Here is an 18,701-nt window from a genome sequence, read left to right as displayed (position 1 = left end):
CATGCTCATCTGGCGACGAGCCGCGCCATTGTACCGGCATCAGGCCAAGTTACAACCTTTAATTGCTAAAAACTCATCGTTACTCAATGACTTGGCGTTCCTGGCCAGCATCTGCCGGCGCTGTGCTCTCTTCGCGGGTCAGGGTTTGCACCAACGCATCGAAGGCGTTCTGCCGTGCTTCGCCGATCATCGCCGCCTGCTGCCAATAGTTGTCGTCCTCTTCGGCGGCCGCCTCCAGCGCTTGGCGATAAGGCCTCTGCATGGCGGTGAAGCGGTCCGGGTACTTGCGCCGCAGAAAGTCCTGCCAGAAATCCCGCGAACAGACGAACTTCTGCAAGGCCTCACCCTGCTCATCGGCCAACACCTGGAGCCGGGCTTGTTCCAACTGCTGCGGCCCTACCCCGGCCCAATCGTCATGGAGCATGGTGCGCGGCTGCCCCGGTAACGCCAATGCATCGGCCAGACCCAGGCGATAAGCCAGGCGCACTTCGATCTGATCCCGTGCCCGATCCACCAGCAAAGGCCTGGCGGCCAGCTCCTGGTCGGCGAAACTGTCCAACTGCTCCAGGCGAAACAATCCGCGGGCCAGTTTGAGTAATGGAGCGCTGTCGTTGGCATCGAGCGCCAGGGCGCCAACCTGATGCGCCAACATGCGGACCTCCATGGCACTGAAGTTGAGGGCCACGCTGTCGCCACAGGTAACATCACTGACCGCCAGATCGAATAACTCGCTACGCAAACCTGCGCTTGCCCAGGCCGCATCGAACAAGGCCCAGACCCGACACTCGAGATCGCCCCGTTGCAAACGGTAATCAGCGGTCTCCCCGAGACGCGCCAGCAGATCGAAAAACGCCCCGGCGCCGCTTTCGTGCTCCACCAGGGCCCACTGCAGTTCACGCTGCGCTTTCAGGGGCGCCGACAACAGGTCCAGCCAGTAGTAGGAGGCATGCCAGGTGGCCTGCTGACGCGGGGCCAACCCGCCCAGGGTAACGTTGGTACGCTGGCGATACTCCAGCAACCCTTGACGGGCAGCGCTGTCGAACGGGTTGTCACCCAGCAGCACCCGCGGCGCCAGCCGTGAATCAATTGCCAACAGCTCGGCGGGGAGCGTCACGATCGCGTTGTTGCGCAAGTCGGCCAGCTCCAGAAAGGCTCTGCCCGCCAGGCCCTCGGGGCAGGTTTGCAGCCCACAGCTTTGCAGTTGCAAGCGCCGCAGGTAGGGCATCCGTTCCAAGTTCGGCGCGGTACTCAACGGGTTGTCGGCAAGCCTCAGCTCCTCCAGTTGGGTCAGGCCGGACAGCGCCTGCGCCTGCTCCGCCGTCAAGGACAATCGGTTGTGCGACAGGTTGAGATACTTGAGATCGGTGCAGGCGCTGATCTCGGCCGTAAGCCGCTGAAGGTCATTATGATCGAGGGAAAGCCGCTCCAGATCGGGGAATGCAGCGAGAAAACCCTGGGGGATTTCGCTCAATGCCATATCGGTCAAGGTCAGTTCGACCACCAAATCAAAGTTGCAGGCTTCAAGCTCCGGCAGCCGACCGATGCGCGCGCCATGCAAATCCAGGCGAAAGCCATAGGCCTTGCCCTGAGGGTCGTAGGCGCGCTCCGCCTGACGCCCCCAGGCCCGGCGCAACTGCCGGGAAACCCGGCGCCTGGCACTGGTCGACGCCTCGCCAATGGCCTCCCCTTCCCAGTAGCGCAGGTCACTTTCAAGTTGCCTGAGCTCGGCCTTGCGCTGCACCAGGTAGCTCGCCAGCGTGGTGCCGCGAGCCTCCAGATACGCCACCAGTTGATTGATTTCACCATCCGTCATGTTCGGATATAGAGCGCGCACCTGGCCCGACCTTGAAGGGTGAATGGCCCAAAGGCGCCCCCTGCCGCTCAACGGATAGCCGAGCCGCCCCGCATCCAGACGCTGCGGTGAACGCAACCAGGCTGTCTCGTTCTGCAAACCCAGCAGTTGCGCACACCGCCTGCGCTGCAGCAATGCCGCACTGGCCAGTTCTGTACCCAGTTCAGCGGGCTCGGCGAAAGACCCTTGCAACGACGCAGAAAGCCGCTGGAAAAGCGCCGCGATGACATCCGTGTGCGGGTCGATCTGCTCGACCAGCTCTTGCGCCGTGACGGCCAGGGACTCACCTGCTGGCCAGCCCGGCAACCGCGGCAATAACCCCAGCGCCAGACGAGCGGTGTCGATGCCTGCCGATTGCCGGTGATAAAAGCCGATCAGCGCGCGATTGAGGCGCAGTTCACGCAAGGTTCGCACAGCCTTCTCGGCGAGTGCCGGCGCCACACGCTGGCGGCGGTTCATGACCTGCAGTTCAACGTCGGTTGCCGATGCGGCAATTTGTTCGGCGGCACGCACCGATAATCCGGGAAAGTCCCGCAGCAACCATTGACCGTGCACGGAGACCGGTTGCGGCCAGGGCAATCTGGCCCCACCCATCCGCTCGAAGGCATCGACAATCACCGCTGGCAGCGGCTGCTGCTCGATCAACAGCTGGCGAACGGACGCAAGATCATAGCCACAGACTCCCAGCGCCTGGTGAATCTGCTCATCGGCCAGGCCTTCGGCGCATGCCCCGAGGCGGCGTCCAAGCACGTGCAATTGCTGCCATTGCCAGGGTGACTCACCCGCGTGCAGCCAGCCGCCATCGCCGTTATGCCTAAGTGCCGGCGCAAAGGTGTGGCGCTCGTCCACTGGCTGGATATGCCAGGCATCCCCCTGATTGACCACGGCAAAATCGTGCTTCTGCATGCGCAAGTACTGGCCGCCTGAGGCCATGAACAACCCTGGGTGCTCGCCTGGCCCCTCGGCCAGGCGCAGCCCCGCCTGGCGGTATGGTGCAAGGTCGGGGTGCCATAGGCGCTGTTGGTTGCCAACAAGGCGTATTGACTGCAAGGCTTGCATAAAGCCCGAAGCCTCTGCCAGCTCTTGCAATACACGACCGCCCGCCGCCAGCGCGACAGCCCCGGCCACCTGTTCCACAGCGCGCTGCAGATGCTCGAGCGCCTCGTCCCGGTGATCATTGTGCCAAGCCTGGAAGCCTTCAAAGACTTCAGCGGCCAGTTGCACGGCCGCCACCCCCAGCATGACCTCGCCAAGCACCGGAATGAGCAAGCCGGCAACGCCCAGCAAGTCGAGGCCAGCCGTTTCGTACCATTCCCAGTTGCGTTGACGCACCCGCGCATCGACCTGGGCCGTGGGAACCGCCAGCCTGGCTGCATCTTCACGCAAGGCGGCAACTTGTGCGCGAACCATGTCGCGGAACAGGTTGGCTGCCAGCGGGGTGCCCTGGTAGCTGATGCTCAGCTCGACACTGCCAGCGGGTTGTAGACTTGCCAACTGCGCCTGCAACCTGCCGCGATCCTGCACACTGGCAAAGCGCAGCAATGAATCTGCATAGCCCGGCAGCCCGAGGCGCTGCTGCCATTCATCCCGCAGTTCGGCGACACTGGCAAACTCCTTGAGGCTGCCCTGAGCGTCGCCGGGAATGTAGAGGAACAGGCTGGCGGCCTGTTCGAGGGAGTTGCACCGCTGCGGATGCTGGCCGATAACCAGCACCTCTCGCAGGGCCACGCCCATCAGGCTGGGAACAAAGGCGCGGATGTCGATGTTCTTCAAACGCAACGGCCCGGCCTGCGCCGTGAGGTTCTGCATCAGACGGAACCCCCATTCGGTCAGGTCACCTTGAAACCAGGCCAGGTAAGCCGTTACCCGTAAGTCAAAACGGCGCTGCTCTTCGAGCATCTCGTGCACCTCACGGGCCGCTGCCCCCTGGGTTTGGCCGGGACCGTCCATAGGGGTAAAGAGCGCTTCCAGGTGCGCCTGAAAACGCCCGCCCAGGTCCAGCTCACGGCAGCGCCGGGCAAAATCCGCAGCCCCTGCCCGGGCCCGCTTGCCAACGATCAGGTAACTTTCGCCCAGCGTTTCAGCCAGGGTTTCCTCTGCTTCGAAGTTGTCCATTGCAGCCTGCAGCATACTGCGGCGGGTTTCCACGCGCTTGTAGCTGACTCTTTGCGGTGGAATCTGCAGCGAGGATTGAGCGACCCTGGTGACTCGGCAAAACTGATCACGCTGCGGGTCGAAATCCTGCCCGAAGACCGGCACCAGCGCTTTTTTCAGTTCTGCATGGGCAAAGCCCGGCAGTGCCTGCAACGTGCTCAGTAACGACTGCACCCGGGCACGGTACAGGCGGCTCTGAGCCATGCTGTAGGCAAGTTCTGCAAGATGACTGGGCTGGGCCTGAAGCAGCCAGGCGGGCAAAGTACGCTGCAAGGCTTCATGGAAGCTCAGAGCGTCTGCGGGGTCGTGGGATTCAAGCATGGCGTCTTCTCTGTATGAACAGTGGGAAAGCGCCACGCTACCGGCCGCTCGGCGGCACCTGGCGGTAGATATCTACCCGTGCAGGCGACGCAGCCTTGCAACATCCCCCAGATCCCATCGCACCGCCTCTTCGCTCAGGCTGTGGATCAGTTCGGTGGTTTTTTCCTGGAACACTTTGTAGAGGCTCGAGTACCCGGCGTAGTACTCGGCATCGCTGATCGAGGCCCGACGCTCTTCCAACGCCTGCTCCTGTTGCTCCAGCGAGTTGCGCAGGGCAAGGAATGCCTGGGTGTCGCGCTGGCGCAACCAGTCGCACCAGAACCAGGTCCGGGAACAACATTGCCGATGGCTGCCCCGGCAGGTCCAGCACTTCGGCCAGCCTGACCCGATAACCCAGGCTGACTTCCACTTCCTCGACATCGCGCCAGCGCCCCTGGGTGCTTTCCCGCCGCAGCCTGATACCCGTCCAGCACCACCTTGTCGAGCTTGTCCAGGCGGAACAGGCCCTGGCCCAGACGCAGCAGCCGGGCGGTAACCTGGGAGCTCTCGCTTACCGACAGGGCCTGAAAGACCTGGACCTGGATTTCCAGGTAGCTGAAGTTCAGCGCAATACTGTTGCCGCAGGTACGCGGATGGCCCGCCAGCCTGAACAACTTGGCACGCAACTGACTGTCGGCGCTGGCAGCATCGACCATGCGCCAGACCCTGTCGAACAACTCGGTGCGCACCGCATCGTACTCGGCGACGTGCCCAAGGGGTTGTTACTCAGGTCAAGCACCTCCAGCCCGCTGCGCGCCACTGGACTGCGGCGCAGCATCATCCTGCACCCATTGACTCAAAGACTTGCGCAAACTGGCCAGTTCCTCGGCTTTTTCCCTGAGCAGCCTGGGCACATCGACAGCATCCGTGAGCCGCGGAAACAACTGCTTGGCCTGGTCGCGATAGAACTGCCAATACTCGCCCGCCGCACCACGGCCACTCAAGGGATAGCCGATCCGCCCATCGGCCAGGCGTGCGGGTGGCCTGAACCGGTCCTCCAGCACTACCTGGCCACTCAAGCGCCGGGCGCGATTACGGTCGGTATCGCTACCCTCCTGCCCCTCGACGCTGAAATGCCCCTCGGCGCTTTTGACCAGGGTACGCACCTGGCCCCAGCGGTCTGTTCCGGCACTTGCCAGCAGCACGCCGGCAGACCAGCCCGGCAGATGTTCGAGCGGGTCATGTTGGGGCTTCACAAAAGACACGAGGCTATTGCATTGCCCGGCAGCAGTTGCACTACATAGCTATGCCACCGGCGCCAGTTGACAGTCGGCCATGCGCAGATGAATGAAGTGCAGCTTGGCCACCACCGCCGACGGCAGCACGAACGGATAGAAATCCACCTGGCCCATGCTGCGCGACAGCTCATTGAGCATCGCTGACAGCTCGACCCAGGCATTGATAAAAGCGAGAAAATCTTTTGCCCCGGGGTCATCCGGGCGATACAGGTCCTCACAGGTGAAGGGCGGGAAATCCAGCTCCAGGCTGCTGGCACTCATGCCCAAGGCCAGAGCGGTGTCGAGTGCATCGGTCATGTGCAGATAGTGCGCCCAGGTTTCGGCCCAGTCTTCCCAGGGGTGCATGGTGGCGTAGGCACTGACATGGGCGGCCGCCCAATCACTCGGCGCGCCCTGCTGATAGTGACGCTCCAGCGCCTGGCCGTAGCTTTCGCGCTCATCGCCGAACAGGTCGCGAAAGCCGTCGAGCCAATGGCTGCCAGCAATCAAACGGTCCCAATAGTAGTGGCCGACTTCGTGACGCAGGTGGCCCAGCAGGGTTCGATAAGGTTCGTGCAGTTGCACGCGTACCCGCTCGCGCCAGTCGTCATCGGCCTCGCGCACATCAAGGGTGATCAGGCCATTGGCATGACCGGTCACCGGGGCCTTGCCGTCAAGGTCGACGCCGATGAAATCGAAGGCCAGGCCCGGGCCACCCTCCTCGCCTTTCGGCTCCACCGGCAAGCCCAGGTGCAACAGCTGCGCGGTCAGCCGGCGCTTGGCGGTTTCCAGCTTGCGCCAGCGTAGGTGGTTGTCGATGATGGAAAGGTCCGGAATGGTCCGGTTCAGGCGACAGGCCAGGCACAGGCTATCCGGCTCGTGGTCGGCCAGCAGCCAGTTGCAGGCGGCCGGGGTATCGAGGTTGGCGCAGCGCCGCAGCGGGCCGGCCTCAGGCTCACCATCGAGCAGCCAGAGCCCCTCTGCAGGCCCGGGCGAGAGACTCGCCACCCGGTTGCTCGGCGGCCAATAGCCCAGCGCCGACTGGCAGGCCAGGCACTGGCTGTTGCGAAAGAACACCGACTGCCCGCATTGGCACTGCCAGACCCGATCCGGGCGTTGCGGCTGGCTGACGAAGCGCACGGCGATCCTGGCGCCCAGCTGTTCGAAAAAACGGTACATGGCGATCCCTCCCTGGCTGCCTGCCAAGACTAGACCATGGTTACCGTCGCCAGTGCCGTGTTTATACCGCGATGCCGTGACCGGCCAGGAAGCCGACGAAGGCATCTTCATCCAGCACCTTCAGGCCCAACTCGCTGGCCTTGGCCAGCTTGGAACCGGCGCCGGGGCCGGCGACCACGCAGTGGGTCTTGGCCGAGACGGAACCGGCGACCTTGGCCCCGAGGCTTTCCAGCTTGTCCTTGGCCACATCGCGGCTCATGCGTTCCAGCGAGCCGGTCAGCACCCAGGTCTGGCCGGCCAGGGGCAAGCCTTCGGCGACTTTCTTCTCGCTCGACCAGTGCATACCGAAGTCGCGCAGCTGCGCTTCGATGGCCAGGGCCAGGGTGGCGTTTTCCGCGACCTGGAAGAAGGCCCGTACCGCTTCGGCCGGCTTGGCCGCCAAGGCCTGGCGCAGGTCGATGCCGTCAGCGGCGATGATCTTCTCCAGGCTGTCGAGCTTGGCCACCAGTTTTTCCGCGCCGGTGGGCCCGACCGACGGAATATCCAGCTTGGCAATCAACCCGGCCAGGGTAGTGCTGGCGGCGAACTCGGCGCCCAGCTCCCCTTCGTCCTGCAACTGCAAGCCGCGTTCGAGCAACTGCGCGATCACTGTGCGGTTGTGCTCGTCTTCGAAGAAGCTGTGGATCTCGTGGGCGACCTCCAGGCCGATGTCCGGCAGGTAAGTCAGCACCTGCGGCAACGCCGCCATGACCCGCTGCAACGAACCCAGGGAGCGAGCCAGTACCTTGGCCGTCTCCTCGCCCACATCCGGAATGCCGAGGGCGTAGATGAAGCGCGCCAGGCCCGGTTTTTTGCTGGCTTCGATGGCCGCCAACAGGTTCTTGCTCGACAGCTCGGCAAAGCCTTCAAGGTCGACGATCTGCTCAAAGGTCAGCTGGTACAGATCAGCTGGCGAACGGATCAAGCCTTCGTCCACCAGTTGCTCGACGCTCTTCTCGCCCAGGCCTTCGATATCCATGGCGCGGCGCGATACATAGTGAATGATCGCCTGCTTGAGCTGGGCGGCGCAGGCCAGACGGCCGACGCAGCGGTACACAGCGCCTTCGCTGACGGTCTCCTTGCCCTTGCTGCGCTTGACCAGCTGGGTGCGCTCGACCTGCGAGCCGCACACCGGGCATTCGGTGGGGATGTGCACGGGGCGGGCACCTTCCGGGCGACGCTCGGTGACCACCTGCATGACTTGCGGGATGACGTCACCGGCGCGGCGAATGATCACCGTGTCGCCGATCATCAGGCCCAGGCGGGCGACTTCGTCCATGTTGTGCAGGGTGGCATTGGACACCGTCACACCCGCCACCTTGACCGGCTTGAGCCGGGCCACGGGGGTTACCGCGCCGGTGCGGCCGACCTGGAACTCGACGTCCAGCACTTCGGTCAGCTCCTCCATGGCCGGGAACTTGTGGGCAATCGCCCAGCGCGGTTCACGGGCGCGGAAGCCCAACTCGCGCTGGGAAGCCAGGCTGTTGACCTTGAACACTACGCCGTCGATCTCGTAAGGCAGCTCGTTGCGCCGCGCGCCGATGTCGCGGTAGTACTCCAGGCACTCGGCCACGCCAGCGGCATGGCGCAGCTCGCGGCTGATCGGCATGCCCCAGGCCTTGAGCTGCTCCAGGGTGCCGATGTGGGTGTCGGCAACCGGCGCCGATACCTGGCCGACGCCATAGCAGCAGAATTCCAGCGGGCGGCTGGCGGTGATCTTCGAGTCAAGCTGGCGCAGGCTGCCGGCGGCGGCATTGCGCGGGTTGGCGAAGGTCTTGCCGCCCGCGTCGATCTGCGCCTGGTTCAGGCGCTCGAACCCGGCCTTGGACATGTACACTTCACCACGCACTTCCAGCACTGCCGGCCAGCCTTCGCCCTGCAGCTTGAGCGGGATGTTGCGCACAGTGCGCACATTGACGCTGATGTCTTCCCCCGTGGTGCCGTCGCCACGGGTTGCGCCCTGCACCAGTTGCCCATCACGGTACAGCAGGCTGACCGCCAGGCCGTCGAGCTTGGGCTCGCAACTGTAGTCGACTGCGGCGCCGTCACCCAGCAGGTCGCCAGCCGGCAGGTCCAGACCTTCAACCACACGACGGTCAAACTCGCGCAGGTCATTTTCTTCAAAGGCATTGCCCAGGCTGAGCATCGGCACTTCGTGGCGCACCTGGCTAAATGCCGACAACGCCGAGCCGCCAACACGCTGGGTCGGCGAGTCAGCGGTCACCAGCCCTGGATGTTCGGCTTCCAGGGCTTTGAGTTCATTGAACAGGCGATCGTACTCAGCGTCGGGCACACTCGGCTCATCGAGCACGTAGTAGCGGTAGTTGTGCTGGTCGAGCTCGGCGCGCAGTTCAAGGATTCGGGATTCGGCGGTCATGATGTGTCGTCTCTTGCAAAGCAAAAGAGCAGCCTTGGCTGCTCTTTGGGGCATGTCTCTACATATCGGTTGAGGCTTCATCGCCGGCAAGGCCGGCTCCCACAAGGACCGCATACACCGAACCCTGTGGGAGCCGGCGTTGCCGGCGATGCTGTCAGCGCTTCTGGGTCAGCGCCCGGCGCTCGAACTCGACGATGCGCTGGCGGTAGTGCTCGATGGTCTGCGCGGTCATCACGCTGCGCTGGTCATCCTTGAGCTCACCGTTGAGTTCGTGGGCCAGCTTGCGTGCCGCCGCCACCATCACGTCGAAGGCCTGCTTCGGATGACGCGGGCCCGGCAGGCCGAGGAAGAAGCTCACCGCACGGGTGCTGAAGTGGTCGATGTCATCGAGGTCGAACACGCCCGGCTTGACCGCGTTGGCCATCGAGAACAGCACTTCGCCATTACCGGCCATGCTTTCGTGCCGGTGGAAGATGTCCATTTCACCGAAACGCAGGCCGCTTTCAAGAATGTTCTGCAGCAACGCCGGGCCCTTGAAGCCGCCTTCGTCGCGGGAAATCACGCTGATCACCAGCACTTCTTCAACCGGCGGCAGGTCCTTGCCTTCGCTGGAACCGTAGCCAGTGGTTTTCGGGCTTTCGTCGGGGAAGTCATCGTCAGCATTGCCGAACAGGTCCGGCTCACGCGGTTCGGCGGCCAGGTTCAGGTCACCCTGTTGTGGCTCGTTGCCGCGCTTGTTGCGCTTGCCCTTGCCGACCTTGGGTTCACGCTCACGCCCCGCACTCATCGACGGCAAATCGTGTTCGTCCAGCGCTGGCTCTTTGTGGGTGTCGAGCACGCGCGGCTCGCCGATCACTTCGGTGCCACCGCTGCTGTCATCGTCCGGCAGGTTGGAAAAGCTGCGGTCCAGACGGAATTTCAACTTGCCCTTGCCGCCGCGCATGCGGCGCCAGCCGTCGAAAAGAATACCGGCAATGACAATAATGCCGATGACGATCAGCCACTCGCGCAGACCGATTTCCATGTAATCCCGTGCCTCTGTAAAAAATGCTGAAAAATAAAGGGTTTAAACCCCTTTAAAACGTGGCGCCAACTCTATGTTCTGACAGGCGTTTTACCCACGCAAAAAAATAAGTGACATTAAGCTAGCACGACCAAAGATAACTTTACACCGTCTGTCGCAACTGACAGGGCCATTTACCGCTGGTTCACACCTTATTGCTTCAAATCAGGCGTCGACCATGGCCATCGCCTCCTCCACATCCACCGCCACCAGCCGTGAACAACCCGGTTCATGCATGGTAACCCCCATCAGTTGATCGGCCATTTCCATGGCGATCTTGTTGTGGGTGATATAGATGAACTGCACTGTCTGGCTCATCTCTTTCACCAGCCGGGCGTAACGCCCGACGTTGGCATCGTCCAGCGGCGCATCGACTTCATCGAGCATGCAGAACGGTGCCGGGTTCAACTTGAAAATGGCAAACACCAGGGCCAGGGCGGTCAACGCTTTCTCACCGCCCGAGAGCAGGTGGATGGTGCTGTTCTTCTTGCCCGGTGGCCGCGCCATGATCGTCACCCCTGTATCGAGTAGATCTTCGCCCGTCAGTTCCAGGTAAGCGCTGCCACCACCGAAAACTTTTGGGAAAAGTGCCTGTAATCCGGCATTTATCTGATCAAAGGTATCCTTGAAGCGGTTGCGGGTTTCCTTGTCGATCTTGCGAATGACGTTTTCGAGGGTGTCCAGGGCTTCGACCAGATCGGCGTCCTGGGCATCCAGGTAGCGCTTGCGCTCGGACTGCTGCTGGTACTCGTCGATCGCCGCCAGGTTGATCGCGCCCAGGCGCTGGATGCGCGCATCGATGCGCTCGAGCTCTTGCTCGGCTTCCTGCTCGCTGGCCTGCTCGCCCAGGGTTGCCAGTACCCCGTCGAGGTCGTAGCCGTCGGCGAGCAGTTGCTCCTGCAAGGTCTTGCGCCGCACACTCAGCCCTTGCCATTCCAGCCGGTGCTGCTCGAGCTGGCCACGCAGCAGTTGCGACTGCTGCTCGGCCTGGGTGCGGCGCTTCTCGGCGTCACGCAGCTCACGGTCGGCTTCGTCCATGTGCAGCCGCGCCTGACGCATTTCGTCATCGACGCTCATGCGTTTTTCCAGCAGTTCTTCAAGCTTGAGGCGCAGCTCTTCCAGCGGCGCCTCGCCCTCCTCCAGGTTCAGGGTCAGCTGTTCGCGCTTCTCGCTCAGGCGCTCGGACTGCAGTTCCAGACGTTCCAGGGCCTGGCGGGTGGAATCGTGCTGGGCGCGCAATGACCCCAGGCGCACCGCTAATTGATGGGCATGATCCTTGTGCTGACGGGCTTCCTGACGCACCCGATCGAGACGTTCGCGCAAGCTGTCGCGCTGAGCCAGCAGCAGCTCGCGCTGCTCGGTGTCCTGAGCCATCAGGTCGAGGGCTTCCTGCAGTTGCAGCCGTGACTCACCGAGGTTTTCGTACTCGATGCTGCGTTGTTCGAGCAGCTCGGCCAGCTCTTCTTCAAGGCGCCGGCGGCGCAGGCTCAACTGTTCGGCGCGGGCCTTGCCGGCCGAGAGCCGGGCGTTGAGCTCGCTTTGTTGGCGCGCTTCGTCCTGTGCGCGGCGGCGCAGTTGCTCGCGGCGCTCTTCAAGTTGTTGCTGCTGCTCGCGCTGCTCCTGCAGCCTGGCCTCCAGCAGTTCCAGCGTCGCTTCGTGCTCTTGCAGCTCCAGGCCCAGGCGCTCCAGCTCCTGACCTCGGGCCAGCACCCCGCCCTGGGCATCGCTGGCGCGGCTGACACGCAAAAAGTGCCGGCCCACCCAGTAACCGTCCCGGCTGATCAGGCTTTGCCCCTCGGCCAACTGAGTGCGCAGGGCCAAGGCCTGTTCGAGGCGCTCTACCGGTTTGACCTGGCCGAGCCAGGGCGCCAGATCGATGCGCCCTTCGACCTTGTCGAGCAGGCTGCCGGGCATGCGCACGCCTTGGCCGCGGCTGTCGAGCAGGCGCAGCTCGCCTTGATCAAAGGCGCTCAGGTCCAGCCCATTGAAGTCGTCAACCAGCACCGCCTGCAGATCGGCGCCCAGCACGGTTTCCACCGCCAGCTCCCAACCCGGCTCAACGCGCAAGCCTTCGGCCAGGCGCGGACGTTGCTCCAGGCCCTGCTCGCGCAGCCATTGTGCGGTGCCGGTGCCAGGATCGAGCGCTGCTTGCTGCAGGGCTTCCAGTGACGCCAGGCGACCGCCCAGGCGCTGCAATTCGCCCTGGGCTTGCTGCTGGGCCTGTACCGCCTGCTGCAGCTGTTCGCGCAGCGCTTCGAGCTGCTCGACCACCTGCAGCTCTTCTATCTGCAGTTCTTCAAGCAGCAGTTCGCTGGTCGCGACCTGCTCGCCCAGTTCGAGGATCGCGGCGTCTTCCGGGTCGGCACTGAGCTGATCGCGCTCTTCGCCAAGCTTGCGCTGGCGCTCGGCCAGGCGCTCGAGGCTGGTTTCCAGCTGCTGGATACGCGCCTGCTGCACCTCGGCCTGGCGCCGCGGCTCGGCCGAGCGGGTGTTGAAACTGTCCCACTGCTCCTGCCAGCCGTGCATGGTGGTTTCGGCGTATTCCAGGGTGGCGGCGGCCTCTTCGGCAGCGGCCAGGGTCAGCTCCTGCTCGGGCTCGAGCATCTGCAGCTCTTCGCCCAGGGTGGCGAGCATCGTGCGGTCATGGCCCAGGTGCGACTCGGTTTCCAGGCGCGAGCGTTCGGCCTCCTTGAGGTCATCCTGCAACTGGCGCAGACGCTGCTGGCCGTGCTGAATGCTCTGCTCAACCCGGGCAATATCGCCGCCGACCGAATAGAAACGCCCCTGCACCAGGTTGAAGCGCTCGGACAGCTCATGGTGGCCATCACGCAGGCGCTCAATGCTGGCATCGGCATTGCGCTGTTCGGCCACCAGGGCCTCGAAGGCCACTTCCTGGTCGCCGATCACCGCTTCGCGCTGGCCCACCTGATCGTTCAGGGCCTGCCAGCGCAGGGCCGCCAGTTGTGCCTTGAGCTGACGCTCCTCGGCCTTGTATTCCTTGTATTTCTCGGCCGCCTGGGCCTGACGATGCAGGCGTTCGAGCTGGCGCTCGAGCTCTTCGCGCAGGTCGGTCAGGCGTTCGAGGTTCTCGTGGGTGCGGCGGATACGGTTCTCGGTCTCGCGCCGGCGTTCCTTGTACTTGGAAATGCCCGCCGCTTCTTCGATGAAGTTGCGCAGGTCCTCGGGCTTGGCCTCGATCAGCTTGGAGATCATCCCCTGCTCGATGATCGAGTAGCTGCGCGGGCCCAGGCCGGTACCGAGGAAGATATCGGTAATGTCACGGCGCCGGCATTTGGCGCCATTGAGGTAATAGGTATTCTGCCCGTCGCGGGTCACCTTGCGGCGGATGGAGATTTCCGCATAGGCCGCATACTCGCCCACCAGGGTGCTGTCGGAGTTGTCGAACACCAGCTCGATACTGGCCTGGCTCACCGGTTTGCGGCTGGTCGAACCGTTGAAGATGACGTCGGTCATCGACTCGCCACGCAGGTTTTTGGCCGAGCTTTCGCCCATCACCCAGCGCACCGCATCGATGATGTTGGACTTGCCGCAGCCGTTGGGCCCGACCACGGCGGCCATGTTGCTGGGGAAGTTGACCGTGGTGGGGTCGACGAACGACTTGAACCCGGCCAGGCGAATGCACTTGAGGCGCATGCTCAGGCAGTCGCCAGCGCCGCCAGCACCAGCTCGCAGCTGCGCTGGCAGTACTCGGCCAGCACCGTGCGGATACGCTGCGGGTCACGGGCCACCACGGCCTCGAGCAGGTTGGCGAACAGCACCAGGAAGTCGTTCATGTTGGCCTTGCGCTGATCCAGCGCCAGGTAATAGGCACGACTCATGGCCGGTTGCAGGTTCTCGACGGTTTCCTGCAGGTAGGGGTTGTTGGCGAACGGATAGGCGGCGCGCATCACCGCGAAACTGTCTTCGACGAAGACGCGGATGTCCTGGCGTTCGAATGCACTGGTCAGGCGCTGCTGAATCTTGAGGAACGGCAGCAGGTCGCCCTCATTGCGCCAGTTCAGGGCCACGGCGTTGCCGAGCAACGTATACAGCTCGCCCATCAGCGTACACAGGCTGCGCACGTTGTGTTCGTCGAGCTCGGTCACATGGGCGCCACGACGCGGCAGGATGGTCACCAGGTGCCGGCGCTCGAGGATCAGCAACGCCTCGCGCACTGAACCACGGCTGACATTCAATGCCTGGGTGACCTTCTGCTCCTGGATCCGCTCGGTGGGCTTGAGCTCACCGCGAATGATCCGCTCGGCCAGGTAATGGGCAATTTGCTCGGAGAGGCTGTCCGGCGCCTTGAACGTCATGGTTTTCCTTCAAAATCATTGAACTGTGCACAAGCGCCGAATTGTAGCGCACTTGCCCCCACGCCGCGCAGTGGCCATTTGGCAGAAGTTGGCACGATTGGCGCAAAAGATTCGGATCACACAGGGCCAACTATGCTCATAACTGAGCACCTGTAAAAGGGCGGAAGCGCCACGAGAAATTTCCTGACCCGAAGGTCAGAAAATTGTTGACCTGAAAATCAAGTCTGCTTACAGTCCGCTCAACAACAATAAGTCGCTTGTGAGGCCTTCCCGTGATCCAGTTTCTACTTAACCAGGAGCTGCGCAGTGAGCATGCCCTGGACCCCAACCTGACAGTCCTCGAGTATCTTCGTGAACACCTGGGCAAGTCCGGTACCAAGGAAGGCTGCGCCAGCGGCGATTGCGGCGCCTGCACCGTGGTGGTCGGCGAGCTGGCGCAGAACGATGACGGCCGCGAGCACATCCGCTACCGCAGCCTCAACTCGTGCCTGACCTTCGTCTCCTCGCTGCACGGCAAACAGCTGATCAGCGTCGAAGGCCTCAAGCACCAGGGCAAGCTGCACAGCGTGCAGCAGGCCATGGCCGAATGCCATGGTTCGCAATGCGGCTTCTGCACCCCGGGCTTCGTCATGTCGCTGTTTGCCCTGCAAAAGAACAGCGACGCCCCCGACCTGCACAAGGCCCAGGAAGCCCTGGCCGGCAACCTCTGCCGCTGCACCGGCTACCGGCCGATCCTGGCCGCTGCCGAACAGTCCTGCTGCCAGGCCAAGCCTGATCAGTTCGATGCCAGCGAAGCCCAGACCATCGCCCGCCTCAAAGCTATCGCCCCAAGCGAAACCGGTGAGCTCAACAGTGGCGACAAGCGCTGCCTGGTGCCGCTGACCGTGGCCGACCTTGCCGACCTCTACAGCTCGCACCCCGAAGCCCGGTTGCTGGCTGGCGGTACCGACCTGGCGCTGGAAGTCACCCAGTTCCACAAGACCCTGCCGGTGATGATCTATGTCGGCAACGTCGCCGAACTCAAGCGCATCGAGACTCACGACCAGCACCTGGAAATCGGCGCCGCCACGCCATTGACCGACTGCTACGACGCCCTGAGCCGCGAGTACCCGGACTTCGGCGAGTTGCTGCACCGCTTTGCCTCACTGCAAATCCGTAACCAGGGCACCCTCGGCGGCAACATCGGCAACGCCTCGCCGATCGGTGACTCGCCGCCCCTGCTGATTGCCCTGGATGCGCAGATCGTTTTACGCAAGGGTGAAAACACCCGCACCCTGGCGCTGGAAGACTACTTCATCGACTACCGCATCACCGCGCGCCAGGATAGCGAGTTCATCGAGAAGATCGTCGTGCCACGGGCCCGTGCCGACTGGGCGTTCCGCGCCTACAAGGTGTCCAAGCGCCTGGACGATGACATCTCGGCAGTCTGCGCGGCGTTCAACCTGCGCATCAGCAACGGCGTGGTCGAGGCTGCACGCATTGCTTTCGGCGGCATGGCGGCGATCCCGAAACGGGCCCGCGCCTGCGAAGCAGCGCTAGTCGGCAAGGCCTGGAACCAGGCCAGCATCGAGCGCGCCTGCCAGGCCCTGGCAGAGGACTTCACGCCGCTTTCGGATTTCCGTGCCAGCAAAGAATACCGCCTGCTCAGCGCGCAGAACCTGCTGCGCAAATACTTCATCGAACTGCAAACACCGCACATCGAAACTCGGGTGACCGCTTATGTCTAACCATCACGTCGCCAAAAGCCAGGCAGAGCTGGCCGAACTGTTCAGCCAGGACCTGACCACCGGGGTTGGCCGCAGCCTCAAGCACGATAGCGCCGACAAGCATGTGTCGGGCGAAGCGGTGTACATCGATGATCGCCTGGAGTTCCCCAATCAGCTGCATGTCTATGCGCGGCTGTCCGACCGCGCCCATGCACGGGTGCTGAGCATCGACACCAGCCCCTGCTACGCCTTCGAAGGCGTGCGCATCGCCATCACCCATGAAGACATACCGGGCCTCAAGGACATCGGCCCGCTGCTGCCCGGTGACCCGCTGCTGGCCATCGACACCGTCGAGTTCGTTGGCCAGCCGGTGGTCGCCGTCGCTGCCCGCGACCTGGATACCGCGCGCCGCGCGGCCATGGCCGCGATCATCGAATATGAAGACCTGGAGCCAGTGCTGGATGTGGTCGAGGCCCTGCGCAAGAAACACTTCGTGCTCGACAGCCACACCCACCAGCGCGGTGACTCGGTCAGCGCCCTGGCCAGCGCCCCGCATCGCCTGCAGGGCACCCTGCACATCGGCGGCCAGGAGCACTTCTACCTGGAAACCCAGATCTCCTCGGTGATGCCCACCGAAGACGGCGGAATGATCGTCTACTGCTCGACCCAGAACCCCACCGAAGTGCAGAAGCTGGTGGCGGAAGTCCTCGACGTGCCAATGAACAAGATCGTCGTTGACATGCGCCGCATGGGCGGTGGTTTCGGCGGCAAGGAAACCCAGGCGGCCAGCCCCGCCTGCCTGTGCGCAGTGATCGCGCACCTCACCGGCCAGCCGACCAAGATGCGCCTGCCGCGGGTCGAAGACATGCTCATGACCGGCAAGCGCCACCCGTTCTACATCGAATACGACGTCGGCTTCGATGACAACGGCCGCCTGCACGGTATCAATTTCGACCTGGCCGGCAACTGCGGCTGCTCGCCGGACCTCTCGGCGTCGATCGTCGACCGCGCCATGTTCCACGCCGACAACGCCTATTACCTGGGCGATGCCACCATCCATGGCCACCGCTGCAAGACCAACACCGCGTCGAACACCGCCTACCGCGGCTTCGGTGGCCCGCAAGGCATGGTCGCCATCGAAGAGGTCATGGACCACATCGCCCGCCACCTGGCCCTCGACCCGCTGGCGGTGCGCAAGGCCAACTACTATGGCAAGACCGAGCGCAACGTCACCCATTACTACCAGACCGTCGAGCACAACATGCTCGAAGAGATCACCGCCGAGCTCGAAACCAGCAGCGATTATGCCGAGCGCCGCGAGTCGATCCGCCGCTTCAACGCCAACAGCCCGATCCTCAAAAAAGGCCTGGCGCTGACCCCGGTGAAGTTCGGTATCTCGTTCACTGCCAGCTTCCTCAACCAGGCTGGCGCCCTGGTGCACATCTACACCGATGGCAGCATTCACCTGAACCACGGCGGCACCGAAATGGGCCAGGGCCTGAACACCAAGGTGGCACAGGTGGTGGCCGAAGTGTTCCAGGTGGATTTCCAGCGCATCCAGATCACTGCGACCAACACCGACAAGGTGCCCAACACCTCGCCGACCGCCGCCTCCAGCGGCGCCGACCTGAACGGCAAGGCGGCGCAGAATGCCGCCGAGATCCTCAAGAAACGCCTGACCGAGTTCGCCGCCCGTCAATACAAGGTCAGCGAGGAAGACGTCGAGTTTCGCAACGGCCACGTGCGTGTGCGCGATGAAATCCTCAGTTTCGAAGCCCTGGTGCAACAGGCATATTTTGCTCAGGTGTCGCTGTCGAGCACCGGCTTCTACAAGACCCCGAAAATCTACTACGACCGCAGCCAGGCCCGCGGCCGGCCGTTCTACTACTTCGCCTTCGGTGCGGCCTGTGCCGAGGTGATCGTCGACACCCTGACCGGCGAATACAAGATGCTGCGCACCGACATCCTTCACGATGTGGGCGCCTCGCTGAACCCGGCCATCGACATCGGCCAGGTCGAGGGCGGGTTCATCCAGGGCATGGGCTGGCTGACCACCGAAGAGCTGGTATGGAACGCCAAGGGCAAGCTGATGACCAACGGCCCGGCCAGCTACAAGATCCCGGCGGTGGCCGACATGCCGGTGGATTTGCGCGTCAAGCTGGTGGAGAACCGCAAGAACCCGGAAGACACGGTGTTCCACTCCAAGGCCGTGGGTGAGCCGCCGTTCATGCTCGGCATTGCCGCCTGGTGCGCGATCAAGGACGCCGTGGCGAGCCTGGGCGACTACCGCGTGCACCCGCTGATCGATGCGCCGGCGACGCCGGAGCGGGTGCTCTGGGGTTGCGAGCAGGTGCGCAAAGCGGTGGCGGCGCAACAGCCTGCTACCGAGGTTGAGACAGTGACACCGTGAGTCCGCTATCGCTGGCAAGCCAGCTCCC

10 protein-coding genes and 2 pseudogenes are annotated in these 18,701 nt (G+C 63.4%); 2 read left to right on the top strand and 10 right to left on the bottom strand.

All coding sequences use genetic code 11. The features are described 5' to 3' along the window. Positions 1-79: 79 nt before the first annotated feature. From PspR32_RS08045 to PspR32_RS08005, 10 genes and pseudogenes are all read right to left on the bottom strand, one after another. Positions 80-4,363 carry an NEL-type E3 ubiquitin ligase domain-containing protein gene (locus PspR32_RS08045; protein ID WP_159388295.1) on the bottom strand — a complete coding sequence of 1,428 codons (4,284 nt, stop codon included), beginning with the start codon at positions 4,361-4,363 and terminating at the stop codon, positions 80-82. A gap of 36 nt (positions 4,364-4,399) precedes the next feature. Continuing rightward, positions 4,400-4,633 (bottom strand): hypothetical protein, encoded by a 234-nt coding sequence (locus PspR32_RS26315; protein WP_232531820.1) that lies wholly within the window; start codon positions 4,631-4,633, stop codon positions 4,400-4,402. Positions 4,634-4,655: 22 nt separating this feature from the next. Continuing rightward, positions 4,656-4,781, bottom strand: a pseudogene (locus PspR32_RS26645) (NEL-type E3 ubiquitin ligase domain-containing protein); the annotation flags it as partial. A gap of 25 nt (positions 4,782-4,806) precedes the next feature. Continuing rightward, positions 4,807-5,070, bottom strand: a pseudogene (locus PspR32_RS26640) (NEL-type E3 ubiquitin ligase domain-containing protein); the annotation flags it as partial. A 27-nt stretch (positions 5,071-5,097) separates the two neighbouring features. Next, the gene (locus PspR32_RS08030; protein ID WP_145997587.1) at positions 5,098-5,562 is read right to left on the bottom strand and encodes a hypothetical protein; all 465 of its coding nucleotides are present in this window, start codon (positions 5,560-5,562) and stop codon (positions 5,098-5,100) included. Between the two features lie 48 nt (positions 5,563-5,610). Continuing rightward, positions 5,611-6,762 (bottom strand): zinc-binding metallopeptidase family protein, encoded by a 1,152-nt coding sequence (locus PspR32_RS08025; protein WP_159388293.1) that lies wholly within the window; start codon positions 6,760-6,762, stop codon positions 5,611-5,613. Positions 6,763-6,823: 61 nt separating this feature from the next. Further along, positions 6,824-9,178, bottom strand: a complete 2,355-nt coding sequence (gene ligA, locus PspR32_RS08020; RefSeq protein WP_010226020.1) for an NAD-dependent DNA ligase LigA — start codon at positions 9,176-9,178, stop codon at positions 6,824-6,826. A gap of 154 nt (positions 9,179-9,332) precedes the next feature. Continuing rightward, positions 9,333-10,202: a cell division protein ZipA gene (zipA, locus tag PspR32_RS08015; protein ID WP_010226021.1), complete on the bottom strand. Its 870-nt coding sequence runs from the start codon at positions 10,200-10,202 to the stop codon at positions 9,333-9,335. Positions 10,203-10,406: 204 nt separating this feature from the next. Then, complete coding sequence (gene smc, locus PspR32_RS08010; protein WP_159388292.1) at positions 10,407-13,895, bottom strand: chromosome segregation protein SMC; 3,489 nt, start codon at positions 13,893-13,895, stop codon at positions 10,407-10,409. 2 nt (positions 13,896-13,897) lie between these two features. Next, positions 13,898-14,557, bottom strand: a complete 660-nt coding sequence (locus PspR32_RS08005; RefSeq protein WP_010226026.1) for a GntR family transcriptional regulator — start codon at positions 14,555-14,557, stop codon at positions 13,898-13,900. A gap of 272 nt (positions 14,558-14,829) precedes the next feature. On the opposite strand from PspR32_RS08005, the gene xdhA reads away from it, so the two are divergent. Together xdhA and xdhB are read left to right on the top strand one after the other, a co-directional pair. Next, the gene (xdhA, locus tag PspR32_RS08000) at positions 14,830-16,284 is read left to right on the top strand and encodes a xanthine dehydrogenase small subunit (protein ID WP_159388291.1); all 1,455 of its coding nucleotides are present in this window, start codon (positions 14,830-14,832) and stop codon (positions 16,282-16,284) included. Continuing rightward, positions 16,277-18,673, top strand: a complete 2,397-nt coding sequence (gene xdhB, locus PspR32_RS07995; RefSeq protein WP_036994366.1) for a xanthine dehydrogenase molybdopterin binding subunit — start codon at positions 16,277-16,279, stop codon at positions 18,671-18,673. Before xdhA ends, xdhB begins: the two co-directional genes overlap by 8 nt. Positions 18,674-18,701: the final 28 nt, after the last annotated feature.

The sequence above is a fragment of the Pseudomonas sp. R32 genome, assembly GCF_009866705.1.
In the GTDB taxonomy this organism is placed as follows: Bacteria; Pseudomonadota; Gammaproteobacteria; order Pseudomonadales; family Pseudomonadaceae; genus Aquipseudomonas; species Aquipseudomonas donghuensis.
Note: the sequence above shows the minus strand (reverse complement) of the source record. Positions and strands in the feature narration are given on the sequence as shown.

Coding starts and splice junctions, on each gene's coding strand:
- ligA (WP_010226020.1), bottom strand. CDS start 9,178: ATGACCGCCGAATCCCGAATCCTTGAACTGCGCGCCGAGCTCGACCAG.
- zipA (WP_010226021.1), bottom strand. CDS start 10,202: ATGGAAATCGGTCTGCGCGAGTGGCTGATCGTCATCGGCATTATTGTC.
- PspR32_RS08005 (WP_010226026.1), bottom strand. CDS start 14,557: ATGACGTTCAAGGCGCCGGACAGCCTCTCCGAGCAAATTGCCCATTAC.
- xdhB (WP_036994366.1), top strand. CDS start 16,277: ATGTCTAACCATCACGTCGCCAAAAGCCAGGCAGAGCTGGCCGAACTG.
- PspR32_RS08025 (WP_159388293.1), bottom strand. CDS start 6,762: ATGTACCGTTTTTTCGAACAGCTGGGCGCCAGGATCGCCGTGCGCTTC.
- smc (WP_159388292.1), bottom strand. CDS start 13,895: ATGCGCCTCAAGTGCATTCGCCTGGCCGGGTTCAAGTCGTTCGTCGAC.